Origin of the sequence: Ensifer sp. ENS02 (assembly GCF_014851885.1) — a bacterium.
Taxonomy (GTDB): Bacteria; Pseudomonadota; Alphaproteobacteria; order Rhizobiales; family Rhizobiaceae; genus Ensifer; species Ensifer adhaerens.
Map to the genome: position 1 here is coordinate 366,057 of NZ_JACVAO010000003.1, position 13,370 is coordinate 379,426.

The 13,370-nt window shown below is 64.5% G+C and carries 10 protein-coding genes; 2 read left to right on the plus strand and 8 right to left on the minus strand.

Annotated elements, in window-relative coordinates; translation table 11 throughout:
• Positions 1-10: 10 nt before the first annotated feature.
• From IB262_RS09100 to IB262_RS09120, 5 genes are all read right to left on the minus strand, one after another.
• On the minus strand, positions 11-610 hold the full coding sequence (locus tag IB262_RS09100; RefSeq protein ID WP_034797371.1) for a hypothetical protein: 600 nt from the start codon (positions 608-610) through the stop codon (positions 11-13).
• Positions 597-1,790 carry a succinyl-diaminopimelate desuccinylase gene (gene dapE / locus IB262_RS09105; RefSeq protein WP_112974824.1) on the minus strand — a complete coding sequence of 398 codons (1,194 nt, stop codon included), beginning with the start codon at positions 1,788-1,790 and terminating at the stop codon, positions 597-599. Before dapE ends, IB262_RS09100 begins: the two co-directional genes overlap by 14 nt.
• 222 nt (positions 1,791-2,012) lie before the next feature.
• Positions 2,013-5,198: an efflux RND transporter permease subunit gene (locus tag IB262_RS09110; protein ID WP_060519801.1), complete on the minus strand. Its 3,186-nt coding sequence runs from the start codon at positions 5,196-5,198 to the stop codon at positions 2,013-2,015.
• Between the two features lie 128 nt (positions 5,199-5,326).
• On the minus strand, positions 5,327-6,529 hold the full coding sequence (locus tag IB262_RS09115) for an efflux RND transporter periplasmic adaptor subunit (RefSeq protein ID WP_192493517.1): 1,203 nt from the start codon (positions 6,527-6,529) through the stop codon (positions 5,327-5,329).
• A gap of 79 nt (positions 6,530-6,608) precedes the next feature.
• Positions 6,609-7,433: an alpha/beta hydrolase fold domain-containing protein gene (locus IB262_RS09120; protein WP_034797364.1), complete on the minus strand. Its 825-nt coding sequence runs from the start codon at positions 7,431-7,433 to the stop codon at positions 6,609-6,611.
• A gap of 140 nt (positions 7,434-7,573) precedes the next feature.
• Between IB262_RS09120 and IB262_RS09125 the strand changes: the two genes are divergently transcribed.
• Positions 7,574-8,485: a LysR family transcriptional regulator gene (locus tag IB262_RS09125; protein WP_034797362.1), complete on the plus strand. Its 912-nt coding sequence runs from the start codon at positions 7,574-7,576 to the stop codon at positions 8,483-8,485.
• Between the two features lie 164 nt (positions 8,486-8,649).
• On the opposite strand, the gene IB262_RS09130 is transcribed toward IB262_RS09125, so the two are convergent.
• From IB262_RS09130 to dapD, 3 genes are all read right to left on the minus strand, one after another.
• On the minus strand, positions 8,650-10,620 hold the full coding sequence (locus IB262_RS09130; RefSeq protein ID WP_112974826.1) for a DEAD/DEAH box helicase: 1,971 nt from the start codon (positions 10,618-10,620) through the stop codon (positions 8,650-8,652).
• A 139-nt stretch (positions 10,621-10,759) separates the two neighbouring features.
• On the minus strand, positions 10,760-11,143 hold the full coding sequence (locus IB262_RS09135) for a DUF805 domain-containing protein (RefSeq protein ID WP_034797357.1): 384 nt from the start codon (positions 11,141-11,143) through the stop codon (positions 10,760-10,762).
• A 5-nt stretch (positions 11,144-11,148) separates the two neighbouring features.
• Complete coding sequence (dapD, locus tag IB262_RS09140; RefSeq protein ID WP_034797345.1) at positions 11,149-12,006, minus strand: 2,3,4,5-tetrahydropyridine-2,6-dicarboxylate N-succinyltransferase; 858 nt, start codon at positions 12,004-12,006, stop codon at positions 11,149-11,151.
• 365 nt (positions 12,007-12,371) lie between these two features.
• On the opposite strand from dapD, the gene IB262_RS09145 reads away from it, so the two are divergent.
• Positions 12,372-13,271, plus strand: a complete 900-nt coding sequence (locus IB262_RS09145; protein ID WP_077962548.1) for an LOG family protein — start codon at positions 12,372-12,374, stop codon at positions 13,269-13,271.
• The last annotated feature ends 99 nt before the right edge of the window (positions 13,272-13,370 follow it).

Genomic DNA, 13,370 nt, shown 5'->3' on the forward strand with positions numbered 1-13,370 from the left:
TCCTGAAGTCCTAGCTTGTCGGGATCAGACCGAAGAAGCGCTGCAAGAGATCGCCGATCATCATCGACGGCAACAGGAACAGTGCCGTCAGCGCCGAGGCAAGCAGCGTCTGGTTGCCGGTCACCATGCGCAAGAGCCGGAAGAGCACCGCAACGCTGATGACGAGCAGCGTCAACCAGATGAAGCTCGTCAGCCCCTGGCTCCCGGGAATGACGACACGGATCGCCGCCGGCACCGCCATGGCGTAGGAGAGCGGAACCGAGAGCCAGTTTGTGGTAACGACGATCGGTACCACCGCTCCGGCAAATCCGAGTGGGCGCGAGAGAATGGCGATCAGCACCAGCGGCAAGAGCCAGCTGACGAGATCGACGACGAGCAGCTTGAAGATGAAGCCGATGCCGATCGTGGTGCCATCAGGCATGACCGAGAGGTAGTAGAGCCGCCAGGACGCCCAGGTGACGGCGATCGCCGGCAGGCACCAGAGCATGGACGTGAACGAGCGCCAGAGGCCACTCTCGCTGAAATCGAGCCAGCGGAAGCCTTCTTCGTTACCCTGCGCCAGGAGCCAGAGCCCCCGGATATAGGCAAGCACCTCATCAAGCAGCGGCATGGCCGAACCAGCGGGCGATGAAGGTTTCATAGATATTGGTCAGGGTCTCGAGGTCGGCGACGGCGACCCGTTCGTCGACCATGTGCATCGTCTGGCCGACGAGGCCGAACTCGACCACCGGGCAATAGTCCTTGATGAAGCGCGCATCCGAGGTTCCGCCGGTCGTCGACAGCTTCGGCTGGCGCCCCGTGACGGCTTCGACCGCGCCGGAGAGCGAATCGATCAGCGCGTTGTTGCGTGTGAGAAACACGTGGCTCGGGCGCTCCGCCCAGACGATTTCGTAGCGAACGGGGGCGCGGTCCGGACGCAGGCTACCGCTTGCCGCGGCACGGTCGAGCCGGGCGATGATCTCGGCCATCAGGCTTTCGGCCGTCCATGTGTCGTTGAAGCGGATGTTGAAGGCGGCAGTCGCCTTGGCCGGAATGACGTTGACGGCACTGTTGCCGACATCGATCGTCGTCACTTCGAGATTGGAGGGCTGGAAGCTCTCGGTGCCGTTGTCGAAGGGTGGGTCCATCAGCGCCTGCGTCAGTTGCAGGATGCCGCGCACCGGGCTGTCGGCGAGATGAGGATAGGCCGCATGGCCCTGCACGCCGTGAACGGTGATGCGCCCGGACAGCGAGCCGCGCCGGCCGATCTTGATCATGTCGCCAAGGCTCTCCGGGTTGGTCGGTTCGCCGACCAGGCACGCATCCCAGCGCTCGCCCTTGTCGGCCGCCCATTGCAAGAGCTTGGTGGTGCCATTGATCGCCGGTCCCTCTTCGTCGCCGGTGATGAGGAAGGAGACCGAGCCCTTCGGGGCGCCATGCTTTTCGACATGGCGGGCGATTGCCGCCACGAAGCAGGCGATGCCACCCTTCATGTCGACGGCGCCGCGGCCATACATCTCGCCGCCGGCAATGTCGGCCGAAAACGGACCGTGGCTCCAGGCGGCCTCGTCGCCGACGGGAACGACATCCGTATGCCCGGCAAACATCAGATGCGGGCCTTCGGTTCCAAGCCGCGCATAAAGGTTCTCGATGTCGGGCGTGCCAGCCTCCTTGGCCATCACGCGGTCGACCGCGAAGCCGAGCGGCTTCAGCATGGCTTCAAAGGCTGCAAGCGCGCCGCCTTCGGCCGGGGTGACCGAGGGGCAACGAATGAGGGTGGCGAGATTGGCGATCGGATCGGTGGAGGTCATCTAACGTTATGCCGTCTGCATGGCCACGAAGGGCCTTGGGAATGGAGGCTGCTGGTTTATCCGATCGCCAGCGAACTGTCACGCAGGATGGGGCACGCGAGACGGGAACTGTGACGTCGAACGCAGAACGGCGCCGCGCCTGGGCGGAGGCGCAGCGCCGCAGCTTCAACGGGCCGGAAGGATCCGGCCCGCCTGAAGATCGCGAAGGGAATGGAGAAGGGCTTATTCTCCGGGTGCGAGATGCGGCGCCTCGATATGGGCTCCCGCGTGCTTCAGAGGCCGCTCGCCAGCGAGTTTGCGGATCAGCACGTAGAACACCGGCGTCATGAAGATGCCGAAGGCGGTGACGCCGATCATGCCGGCAAAGACCGCGATACCCATGGCCGAGCGCATTTCCGCACCGGCGCCGGTCGACATGACAAGCGGCACCACGCCCATGATGAAGGCCATCGAGGTCATCAGGATCGGGCGCAGACGCAGCCGGCTCGCTTCGATCGCCGCCTTGACCGGCGTGCTGCCCGACAGTTCCAGTTCGCGGGCGAACTCGACGATGAGGATGGCATTCTTCGCCGATAGCCCGACCAAGACGATCAGACCGATCTGGGTGAAGACGTTGTTGTCGCCTCCGGTCAGCCAGACACCGACGAGTGCCGCCATGATGCCCATCGGCACGATCAGGATGATGGCGATCGGCAGCGTCAGGCTCTCATACTGGGCCGCAAGCACGAGATAGACGAGCAACAGCGCCAGCGGGAAGACCAGGATGCCGGAGTTGCCAGCCAGGATCTGCTGGTAGGTCAGGTCCGTCCATTCGTAGCCGATGCCCGGAGGCAGGGTTTCAGCGGCGATGCGTTCGATGGCTTCCTGCGCCTGGCCGGACGAGAAACCCGGTGCCGGGCCGCCGTTGATGTCGGCCGACAGGAAGCCGTTGTAGCGGATCGCCCGTTCGGCGCCGACCGTTTGCTCGACCTTGAGAAGCGCCGACAGCGGGATCATCTCGCCGGATTGCGAACGCACCTTCAGCTTGCCGATGTCGTCGGCATGGCTGCGGTAGTTCGCATCCGCCTGGACGCGCACGCTGTATGTGCGGCCGAAGGCGTTGAAGTCGTTGACGTAGAGCGAGCCGAGGTAGATCTGCAGCGTCTCGAAGACGTCGGTGACGGCCACGCCGAGCTGGCGTGCCTTCACACGGTCAAGGTCGGCATAGAGCTGCGGCACGTTGATCTGGTAGCTCGAATAGAGACCGGCCAGCTCCGGTGCCTGGTAGGCCTTGGCGAGGAAGGCCTTGGTCGCCTCGTCAAGCGCCTGGTAACCGAGGCCGTTCTTGTCCTCGAGCTGCAGCTTGAAGCCGCCGGTCGTTCCGAGACCCTGGACGGGTGGCGGCGGGAACATGGCGATGAAAGCATCCTGGATGACGCCGAATTCCTGGTTGAGCTGCATGGCGATCGCGCCGCCGGACAGTTCAGGCGTCTTGCGTTCCTCGAAGGGCTTGAGCGCGACGAAGACGATGCCGGAGTTCGACGAGTTGGTGAAGCCGTTGATCGACAGGCCCGGGAAGGCGATGGCGTTTTCGACGCCCGGGTGCTTGAGCGCAATTTCGCTCATCCGCTTGATCACGTCTTCCGAGCGGTCGAGCGTGGCTGCGTCCGGAAGCTGGGCAAAGCCGATCAGGTACTGCTTGTCCTGCGCCGGTACGAAGCCGCCGGGGACCGCGCGAAACAGCGTGAAGGTGACGCCGAGAAGCACGACATAGACCACCATGATCAGCGACTTGCGCGTCAGGATGCGACCCACACCGCGGCCATAGGCCTCCGAGCTTGCGCCGAAGAAGCGGTTGAAGCCGCGGAAGAACCAGCCGAAAAGCCTGTCCATCACCCGCGTCAACCAGTCCTTCGGCGCGTGGTGGTCCTTCAAGAGAAGGGCAGCCAGCGCCGGGGAGAGCGTCAGCGAGTTGAGCGCCGAGATCACGGTCGAGATGGCGATCGTCAGCGCGAACTGGCGATAGAACTGGCCGGTGAGGCCGGTGATGAAGGCGAGCGGCACGAACACCGCGACGAGCACCAGCGCGATCGCGATGATCGGACCCGAGACTTCCTGCATGGCGCGGTAGGTCGCCTGGACCGGCGACAGTCCCTGCTCGATGTTGCGTTCGACGTTTTCCACCACGACGATCGCGTCGTCGACGACGATGCCGATCGCAAGCACGAGGCCGAAGAGGCTGAGCGCGTTGATCGAGAAGCCGAAGACATACATGACGGCGAAAGTGCCGACGATCGAGACCGGAACGGCGACGAGCGGGATGATCGAGGCGCGCCAGGTCTGCAGGAAGATGATGACGACGAGCACGACCAGCGCGATCGCCTCGAGCAGCGTGTCGACCACGGATTCGATCGAGGCGCGCACGAACTGTGTCGTGTCGTAGACGATGCCGTAGTCGACGCCTTCAGGCATGGTGAGCTTCATCTCGGCCATGGCCTTGCGGACGTCGTCCGAAATCTGGATCGCGTTCGATCCAGGTGCCTGGAAGACCGCCATGCCGACGGCCGGCTTGTTGTCGAGCAAGGAGCGCAACGAATATTCAGACGCGCCCATTTCGACGCGGGCGACGTCGCCAAGGCGGGTTACTTCGCCCTGGGCACCGGATTTGACGACGATGTTCTCGAAATCCTCAGGCGTCTGCAGACGGCCCTGCGCGTTGACGGAAAGCTGCAGGTCGAGACCTGGGACGGAAGGCGAGGCGCCGATGACGCCGGCCGCCGCCTGGACGTTCTGGCCGCGCACCGCGTTGGCGATATCGCCTGCGGCAAGGCCGCGCTCGGCTGCCTTCTGCGGGTCGATCCAGATGCGCATCGAATAGTCGCCGCCGCCGAAGATCTGCACCTGGCCGACACCTTCGATACGGGCCAGCCGGTCCTTGACGTTGAGCACACCGTAGTTGCGCAGATAGTTGATGTCGTACTGGCCGTTGGGCGAAAGCAGGTGCACGACCATGGTCAGGTCGGGCGAGCTCTTGACGGTGGTGACGCCGAGACGGCGCACCTCCTCGGGCAGCCGCGGCTCGGCCTGCGAGACGCGGTTTTGCACGAGCTGCTGCGCCTGGTCCGGATCGGTGCCGAGCGCGAAGGTGACGGTCAGCGTCATGAGGCCATCGGCGGTCGCCTGGCTCTGCATGTAGAGCATGTCTTCGACGCCGTTGATCTGTTCTTCAAGCGGTGTCGCCACCGTTTCGGCGATGACGGCCGGGTTTGCGCCCGGATACTGCGCGCGCACGACGATCTGCGGCGGGACGACTTCGGGATATTCGGAGATCGGCAGACCGGTCATGCCGATCAGGCCGGCCACGAAGATCAGGACCGATAATACGCCCGCGAAGACCGGGCGGTCGACGAAGAAGCGTGAGAAGTTCATGGTATCCCCCTTGGGATGCGTTCGGGCAGACCTCCGGCGGGCGCGGCGAAAAAACGCGCCGCGCGGCCATGTCTGCAGAGTGATGCCTTGGCTGGAGCCTCTTCACACCGGGCGAAGAGGCGCCGGGATTACTTGGCGATAGAGGCGGTCGTTTCCTCGACCTGCTGCGGCGCCACGACGACGCCGGGGCGAACCCGCTGCAGGCCGTTGACGACGATGTTCTCGCCGGACTTCAGGCCGCTTTCGACGATGCGCAGACCGTCGGAATTCGGCCCCAGCTTCACCTGGCGATACTCGACCTTGTTGTCGGTGCCGACGACGAAGACGAATTTCTTGTCCTGGTCGGAGCCGATGGCACGGTCGCTGATCACAAGCTTTTCCTCGGGGTCCGGCTCGCCGATGCGGATGCGGACGAACTGTCCGGGGATCAGCCTGCCGTCGGCGTTTTCAAGCGCCGCGCGTACCCGGATCGTGCCGGTTGCCGCATCCACCTCGTTGTTGATGAGCTGGATATGGCCCAAGATCGGCGTGCCCTCGTCGGTGGCGGTGCCGACCTGGACCGGCAGGCGCTCGATCGCGTTGCCGCCGGCCGATGCTGCGAGCCGGGCGAGAGCGGTGGTGACCACTTCTTCGCTGGCGTTGAAGCTCGCATAGATCGGATCGACCGAGACGAGCGTTGTCAGCACAGGCGAGGCGGAACCGGCAGCAACGAGGTTGCCGGCGGTGACGTCGAGCCGGCCGACGCGGCCGGAGATCGGCGCACGGACCTCGGTGTATTGCAGATCGAGTTCGGCCGTGCGCAGCGCCGCCTTGGCCGAACGCACCTCCGCCTGAGCTTCGTCATAGGCGCTGGCGCGCTGGTCGACGCTGCTCTGCGGCACGGCGCTGGTGGTCACCAGCTTGCGGCCGCGCTCGAGCTCGATCTTGGCGAGCGAAACACGCGCTTCGGCAGCCTCGACCTGGGCCTTTGCCCGCTCGACGGCGGCGGCATAGGGCTCGGGATCGATCGTCACCAGGAGGTCGCCCTGCTTGACCAGCGCGCCTTCGCGGAAGTGGGCCTTCAGGATGGCGCCGCCGACGCGCGGGCGCACCTCGACACGCTCGATCGCTTCAAGGCGTCCGGAGAATTCCTCCCAGGTGGTGATGCGCTTGGACTGCGCCCGCGCCACCGAGACCGGCACAGCCGGCGGAGGAGCGGCGGACGCATCGGTCGCGGCATCGGCCTCGAAATGCTGCGGCAGGCCGAACATGACGGCGGCGGCGCCGCCGACAGACAAAAGGATACTCAGGCCGGCGCCCCAGAGGGCCCGGCGGGTCACTGTCGATGTCATCTTTTCTCTCCTTGCCGGTTGGGAGCCGGCGCTTTGCGTTCGATGCCAGATCGGGGAATGAGCCTCTGAGCGGCCCCGCCTAACGCACCGTCATTTCCGCCGGCTTTGCCCCCGCCTTCTGGAAGAAGCGGGCGAAGATGCCGGTAATTTCCTTCTGCTGTGCCGACCAGCTTTCGCCGGTGCCTGCGTTCTGCGGCAACCATCCGGCGCGTCCGGGCAGCACGTGGGATTCTACCGCCACGCCCGCCTTGCGCAGGCGCTCGGCATAGGCTTCAGCCTCGTCGCGCATCGGACACTCTTCGCTGGTCACGATCAGCGAAGGCACGAGGCCGGCGAGCCGCGTACAGTGGGCCGGCGCGGCGTAAGGGTGGGTGAAGCCACCGTTCTGGCCGAGATAGCGCTGCCAGCCGTCGGCGATCGATTGCGCCGAGGACTGGGGACAGTATTGACGGAACGATGCCGTTGCCAGGCACGGATCCAGCATCGGCGACAGCAGGATCTGGCCCTTGAGATCGGTCAGATACTGGTCTCGCGCCATCAGCGCGGCCCCGGCGGCGACATTGCCGCCAGCCTCTTCGCCGGCCACGAACAGCGACGACTTCTTGTGTGCGAACTGCGGGCAGCGCGCGCGCATCGACGACAGCATGGCATAGGCGACATCGAGGGCCGCAGGAAAGGGATTGAGGCAGGCCGCGGAATATTCCGGAGATATCACCACCGCTCCGGCTGCCGCGAGTGCCTCAGCAACGCGCTCGCCGGCAGCGATCGTTCCGCCGACGAAGGAGCCGCCATGCAGGTGCAGTACGATCGGCGGCGGATTGAGCAGGGTCTCGCCGCGGTAGACGCGTGCGGTGCACGAGCCTTGGCCCGTCTGCATCGTCTCCACTTTGAACTGTTCGCCCATCTCTCTTGCCTTCGGCCCGAGCCAAACCCACATGTGGCGACAACACGCCACGATAGGAGAATAGCATTGTCTTCTGTCTGGAATAGTCTTTTCAATCTGATTACACTATTCGTATTCTCGAACAATTACGGCTCTTGAAAATGGACCAGCTCACGGCCATGCGCGCCTTTCTCCGGGTCGTCGAAACCGGAAATTTCACCCGCGCTTCCGCTTCGCTGAATATGCCCAAGGCGACATTGACCAATCTCATCCAGGGATTGGAGGCGCATCTGCGCACAAAACTTCTGAACCGCACCACCCGCCGGGTGCTGGTAACGCCCGATGGCGCGCTCTATTACGAACGCGCTGCACGCCTTTTGACCGACCTCGACGAACTCGACGGCAGTCTTTCGAGCGCCCAGACCTTGCCGAAGGGACGGCTCAGGGTGGAGATGGCAAGCGCGATTGCCAACCTGATCGTGATCCCCGCGCTACCGGAGTTTCACAAGCGTTATCCCGATATCCAGATAGACCTCGGGGTCTCGGACAGGACGGTGGACTACGTGGCCGAGAATGTCGATTGCGCCATTCGCGTCGGCGCGCTCACCGACCAGTCCCTGATCGCGCGCCGCATCACCGAGATGAGCTTCGTCGCCTGCGCAGCGCCCGATTACCTCTCGCGCCACGCGATCCCGCAGCATCCGTCGGATCTCTCGAAGAACTGCTACGTCGTCGGCTACTTCCGGCCGCAGACCGGGCAGCAGTTGCCGTTCTACTTCAAACGCGGCAACGAGGAGATTGAAGTGAACGGCCGCTATGCCGTGGCGGCGAATGAAGCCACCACCTATCTCGCGGCGGCGCGAGCCGGCCTCGGCGTCATTCAGGCGCCGCGTTTCATGGTGCGCGAGGACCTCGAGACCGGCGCCATGCGGCCGGTGCTGGAGGATTGGGAAGTCGAGCCCATGCCGATCTATCTCGTCTATCCGCCGAACCGGCACCTGAGCAGCCGGCTGCGCGTCTTTGCCGACTGGGTGGTCAAGATTGTCGCCCAGTCGCAGCTCGACGCTGCCTGACCGTCACGCGCGCCGGCTCGGTGCCATGCATGATCCGCGTTGCGCTGAGCGTCCGGGCGGAGTGCCGGGACCGCTCGCTCCCCGGTCGTCGGAGTAACAAAAAAAGGCGCCGCGATCGGATCGCAGCGCCTTGTTGATTGGCTTTTGGGTTGCCGTCGCCGGGCTCAGCCCTGGCGGTTCTTGGCGTTGCCCTTCGGCTTGGTTTTGGGCTTGAAGCCGCCGTCCTTGGCAGCGTCCGGCTTGCCCTTCTTCTTGTTGCCCCAGGGCTTTTCGGCGCCCTTCGCCGGCGGCCTGTCCTCGGTATGGGCGGGCCCATCGCTATAGGCGGCCTTCTTTTCGAACTTGCGCTTCGGCTTGAAGTCGCCGCGGTCGTCATTGCGAGCGGCGTCGTCGGAATAGGGGCGCTTCTTGGCAAAGCCCGGCTTATCCTTGGAGAAGTTCGGCTTGTCCCTCGAGAAACTCGGTTTTTCCTGGCGCTGCTGCGACAGATCCGGCGCACCGGCGAGCGGCTTCACGCGGATGCCCTTCTCCAGCATCTTGTCTTTGCCGATCGCCGACAGGAAGCGTTCGGCGCCTTCGGCGGTCATCTCGACGAAGGTCTCTTCCTGCTGCATGCGGATCGCGCCGATGTCGCGCTTGGTCAGCTTGCCGTGACGGCAGAGCATCGGGATAAGCCAACGCGGCTCCGCACTCTGCTTGCGGCCGACGGACAGCGAGAACCAGCTGCCGTCGCTGAAATCGGCCCGCTCGGCGCCGAAGTCCTCGCGCGGTGCACGATCATCGCGTGGTGCGCGTTCGTCGCGGCGCGGCTTGGCGCCGACAGCGACTTCGATCAGGTCTTCCGGAGCGGACCGTCCCGAACGGAACTGGCGTACGAAGGCGGCGGCCATCTGCTCGGCACCGTGGCGCTCGATAAGTGCTGCCACGATCGCCTGTTCGTCCTCGCGGATCGGCTCGGCAAAGCTCGTATCGGCAAGCAGGCGCTCGTCGTCACGTTGGCTGACCTCGTCGGCCGACGGCGGGCGTGCCCAGGTCGCGGTAATCCGGCCGCCGTCGAGCAGGCGCTCAGCCTTGCGGCGCTGGTTGACCGGCACGATCAGGGCGCTGACGCCCTTCTGACCTGCGCGTCCGGTGCGGCCGCTGCGGTGAAGCAGCGTCTCGGAGTTGGTTGGCAGATCGGCGTGAATGACCAGTTCCAGGCCCGGCAGGTCGATGCCGCGGGCGGCAACGTCGGTCGCAATGCAGACGCGGGCGCGGCCGTCGCGCATGGCCTGAAGGGCGTGGGTGCGTTCGTTCTGGCTGAGCTCGCCCGAAAGCGCCACCACCGAGAAGCCGCGGTTGTTGAAGCGGGCGGTCAGATGGTTGACCGCGGCGCGGGTCGAGCAGAACACGATGGCGTTGCGCGCTTCGTAAAAGCGCAGCACGTTGATGATCGCGTTTTCGCGATCGTTCGGCGCAACGGTGAGCGCGCGGTATTCGATATCGACATGCTGCTTCTGTTCGGAAGCGGTGCTGATGCGTACGGCGTCGCGCTGGTAGTTCTTGGCAAGCGTTGCGATCGACTTCGGCACGGTCGCCGAGAACATCAGGGTGCGGCGATCGTCCGGGGACTCTTCGAGAATGAATTCGAGGTCTTCGCGGAAGCCGAGGTCGAGCATTTCGTCGGCTTCGTCGAGAACGATGGCGCGCAGCGAAGAAATGTCGAGCGAGTTGCGGCGAATATGGTCACAAAGGCGACCGGGCGTGCCGACGACGATGTGGGCGCCGCGTTCCAGCGTGCGCTTCTCGGTGCGCATGTCCATGCCGCCGACACACGAGGCGATCGTCGCGCCGGTCTCACCGTAGAGCCACTCAAGCTCGCGCTTGACCTGAAGCGCCAGTTCGCGCGTCGGTGCGATGGCGAGCGCCAGGGGGGCACCGGCAGGCCCGAAGCGGCGTTCGTCGCCAAGCAGCGTCGGCGCCAGCGCCAAGCCGAAGGCGACCGTCTTGCCGGAACCGGTCTGCGCCGAAACCAGGGCGTCGCGCCCGGCGAGTTCCGGATCGCGCATCGCCTGTTGAACCGGCGTCAATTCGTTGTAACCGCGTTTTGCCAACGCCTCGGCGATCGCAGGCGCGATCCCTTCGAATTCAGTCATATCTTGTCTTTCGGATATCGGTCGTAGAGCCCAGGACGAACGGATCGTCTCGGCGCCAATTGCCGCGGCCAACACGTCGCGGGCCTGTCATGGCGCGCTACATACGCGCTCACGCGGTTCTTGTACAGGGGCGAAGGGTTCAAGGGCCGGGTTCGTCGCTGCGCGCGCCGAACTCGTTGGGCCCCTGATCGCCCGGCCAGAGGCAAAGGGCGATGAAGACGACCGGGCTCAAGACCGGGATAAACAGAGTGAGGGAAAGCGGGCCGGGATAGCCGATATCGTGCAGGCGCTTGATCGCCAGCATGGCGATGGAGGGCAGCGAGACGAGGCTCGAGACGACGAATGCCAGCGTCCAGAGCGCCAGCACCGTCTCATTGCCCTCGTTGGCAACCATTCGGGCGACCATGAAGCCGCCGATCAGGAACCAGAACAGCCAGGAGAGAAAGAAGGGCAGGCGGCCGATGCGACCGGAGGGGCTGAAGAACAGCCAGGTCATGCTCGGCTGCGGCCCCTCCGGTGTCATCGCGATCAGTCCCGAAGCAGTTCGTTGATGCCGGTCTTCGAGCGGGTCTTCTCGTCGACGCGCTTGACGATGACGGCGCAGTAGAGGTTCGGCGCCGGCTGGCCGTTGCCCATGGTCGAGCCCGAGGGCATCGAACCTGCGACGACGACCGAGTAGGGCGGCACTTCGCCATAGGTCACTTCGCCGGTGGCGCGGTCGACGATCTTGGTCGACTTGCCGATGAAGACGCCCATGCCGAGGACCGAGCCTTCGCGCACGATGCAGCCTTCGACGACTTCCGAGCGGGCGCCGATGAAGCAGTTGTCTTCAATGATCGTCGGGCCGGCCTGCATCGGCTCCAGCACGCCGCCGATGCCGACGCCGCCCGAAAGGTGCACGTTCTTGCCGATCTGGGCGCAGGAGCCGACCGTTGCCCAGGTATCGACCATCGTGCCTTCGCCGACATAGGCGCCGAGATTGACGAAGGAGGGCATCAGGATGGCGTTGGGGGCGATGTAGGCCGAACGGCGCACGACGCAGTTCGGAACGGCGCGGAAGCCGGCCTTCTCGAACTCGTTGACGCTCCAGCCGTCGAACTTCGAGGGCACCTTGTCCCACCAGACCGACTGGCCCGGGCCGCCCTTGACGATTTCCATCGGGTTGAGGCGGAAGGAGAGCAGTACGGCCTTCTTCAGCCACTGATTGACCGTCCAGTTACCGTCTTCGCCGCGCTGTGCGACGCGGACCTTGCCGCTGTCGAGCAGGTTCAGCGCCGTCTCGACGGCATCGCGCACCGCGCCGCGCGTTCCGGTGTTGACGGAGTCGCGGTCTTCAAAGGCGGCTTCGATCGTCTGCGACAGGGAGGCGAGGTCGTGGTTCGTCATCGGAATTCCTTAAAGTTCGGCGGTTATCCTGCGAAAGCTCTACTGCATAAATCCGAAAATCGGAATCGATTTAAGGACAAAATTATGCAGCAGATCTAGCTGCTGCAGCGACCTTGACACGTCCTGAGCGGCGGTGGCTGCACGACGTGATCCTGAAAAGTTGAAGGGCTTTTCAGGTCCCTGGAGTGGCCGGGGCTTGGCAAACTGAGGCGAACACGGCACTACAGCGCCGCGTACCCGTTCGGGATGCGCAAAGGCCGCCGCAGCGCGCTGATGCGCTTGCGACCTTCATGACCGAGGATTGAGGATAGGACGCGTCTGGACGAGATGCCGATTGTCCGGAACGCGACGGGAAAGACGAGAATATGGCACGCATGAAGAAGCGCGCTCTGCGCCGCAAAGATGGGGTCTGGGATCCGCTGGCCGACAGCTCGCAGAGCCGGCAACGCGCACAGACCGTTCCGGTCACGCCGCAATCGGCTTCGCCTTCCTATCGCCTCGCCTATATCGACGACGATTTTCTCTGCCGCGAGGAACTGCGCCCGATCCGGCTGCAGCTCGAACTCCTGAAGACCGAAATGATGCTGGAAGAGCGCGGCATCAACTCCACCGTCGTCATGTTCGGCGGCGCTCGCATTCCTGAGCCCGGCGGCGACGCCTGGGCGGCGAAGAACGAGACGCAGCGCAAGAACCTCGAAGCCGCCTCGGTCTATTACGAGGAAGCACGCAAGTTCGCGCGGCTCTGCTCCGAGCATTCGGCCAAGTTGCACTACAAGGAATATGTCGTCGTCACCGGCGGTGGGCCGGGCGTGATGGAAGCCGGCAATCGCGGCGCCGATGATGTCGGCGCGCCGTCGATCGGCCTCAACATCGTGCTGCCGCACGAGCAGGCGCCCAATCGCTACGTGACACCGGAATTGTCGTTCAACTTCCACTACTTCGCCATCCGCAAGATGCATTTCCTCTTGCGCGCCAAGGCCGTCACCGTGTTCCCGGGCGGCTTCGGCACGCTGGACGAATTGTTCGAGACGATGACGCTGATGCAGACCGGGCGTCTGGCGCTGGTTCCGCTCATTCTCTTCGGGGAAAAGTTCTGGCGCTCGATCGTCAATTTCGAGGCGCTCGCCGAGTTCGGCACGATCGCGCCCAACGATGTCGACCTAGTCCACTTCGTCGAAACGGCCGAGGAAGCCTGGGAGATCATCTCCCGCTTCTACGAAACGGTCGATCCGAAGTCGGTGCCGATGGCGAACGGCCGCCGCTGAAACGATCTCGCGCGGAACGCCTCCGACAATGCGCATAGCCCCTCGCTGGGGGGAGCAAGGGGCTATGGGCTAGCCGGGAGCCTCTCCACCGGGCGGTGG

What these genes read in the sequence shown, in the direction of transcription:
- dapD (WP_034797345.1), bottom strand. Translation starts at nt 12,006, where the DNA reads ATGACGAACCACGACCTCGCCTCCCTGTCGCAGACGATCGAAGCCGCC.
- IB262_RS09130 (WP_112974826.1), bottom strand. Translation starts at nt 10,620, where the DNA reads ATGACTGAATTCGAAGGGATCGCGCCTGCGATCGCCGAGGCGTTGGCA.
- IB262_RS09110 (WP_060519801.1), bottom strand. Translation starts at nt 5,198, where the DNA reads ATGAACTTCTCACGCTTCTTCGTCGACCGCCCGGTCTTCGCGGGCGTA.
- IB262_RS09100 (WP_034797371.1), bottom strand. Translation starts at nt 610, where the DNA reads ATGCCGCTGCTTGATGAGGTGCTTGCCTATATCCGGGGGCTCTGGCTC.
- IB262_RS09145 (WP_077962548.1), top strand. Translation starts at nt 12,372, where the DNA reads ATGGCACGCATGAAGAAGCGCGCTCTGCGCCGCAAAGATGGGGTCTGG.
- dapE (WP_112974824.1), bottom strand. Translation starts at nt 1,790, where the DNA reads ATGACCTCCACCGATCCGATCGCCAATCTCGCCACCCTCATTCGTTGC.
- IB262_RS09125 (WP_034797362.1), top strand. Translation starts at nt 7,574, where the DNA reads ATGGACCAGCTCACGGCCATGCGCGCCTTTCTCCGGGTCGTCGAAACC.
- IB262_RS09120 (WP_034797364.1), bottom strand. Translation starts at nt 7,433, where the DNA reads ATGGGCGAACAGTTCAAAGTGGAGACGATGCAGACGGGCCAAGGCTCG.
- IB262_RS09135 (WP_034797357.1), bottom strand. Translation starts at nt 11,143, where the DNA reads ATGACACCGGAGGGGCCGCAGCCGAGCATGACCTGGCTGTTCTTCAGC.
- IB262_RS09115 (WP_192493517.1), bottom strand. Translation starts at nt 6,529, where the DNA reads ATGACATCGACAGTGACCCGCCGGGCCCTCTGGGGCGCCGGCCTGAGT.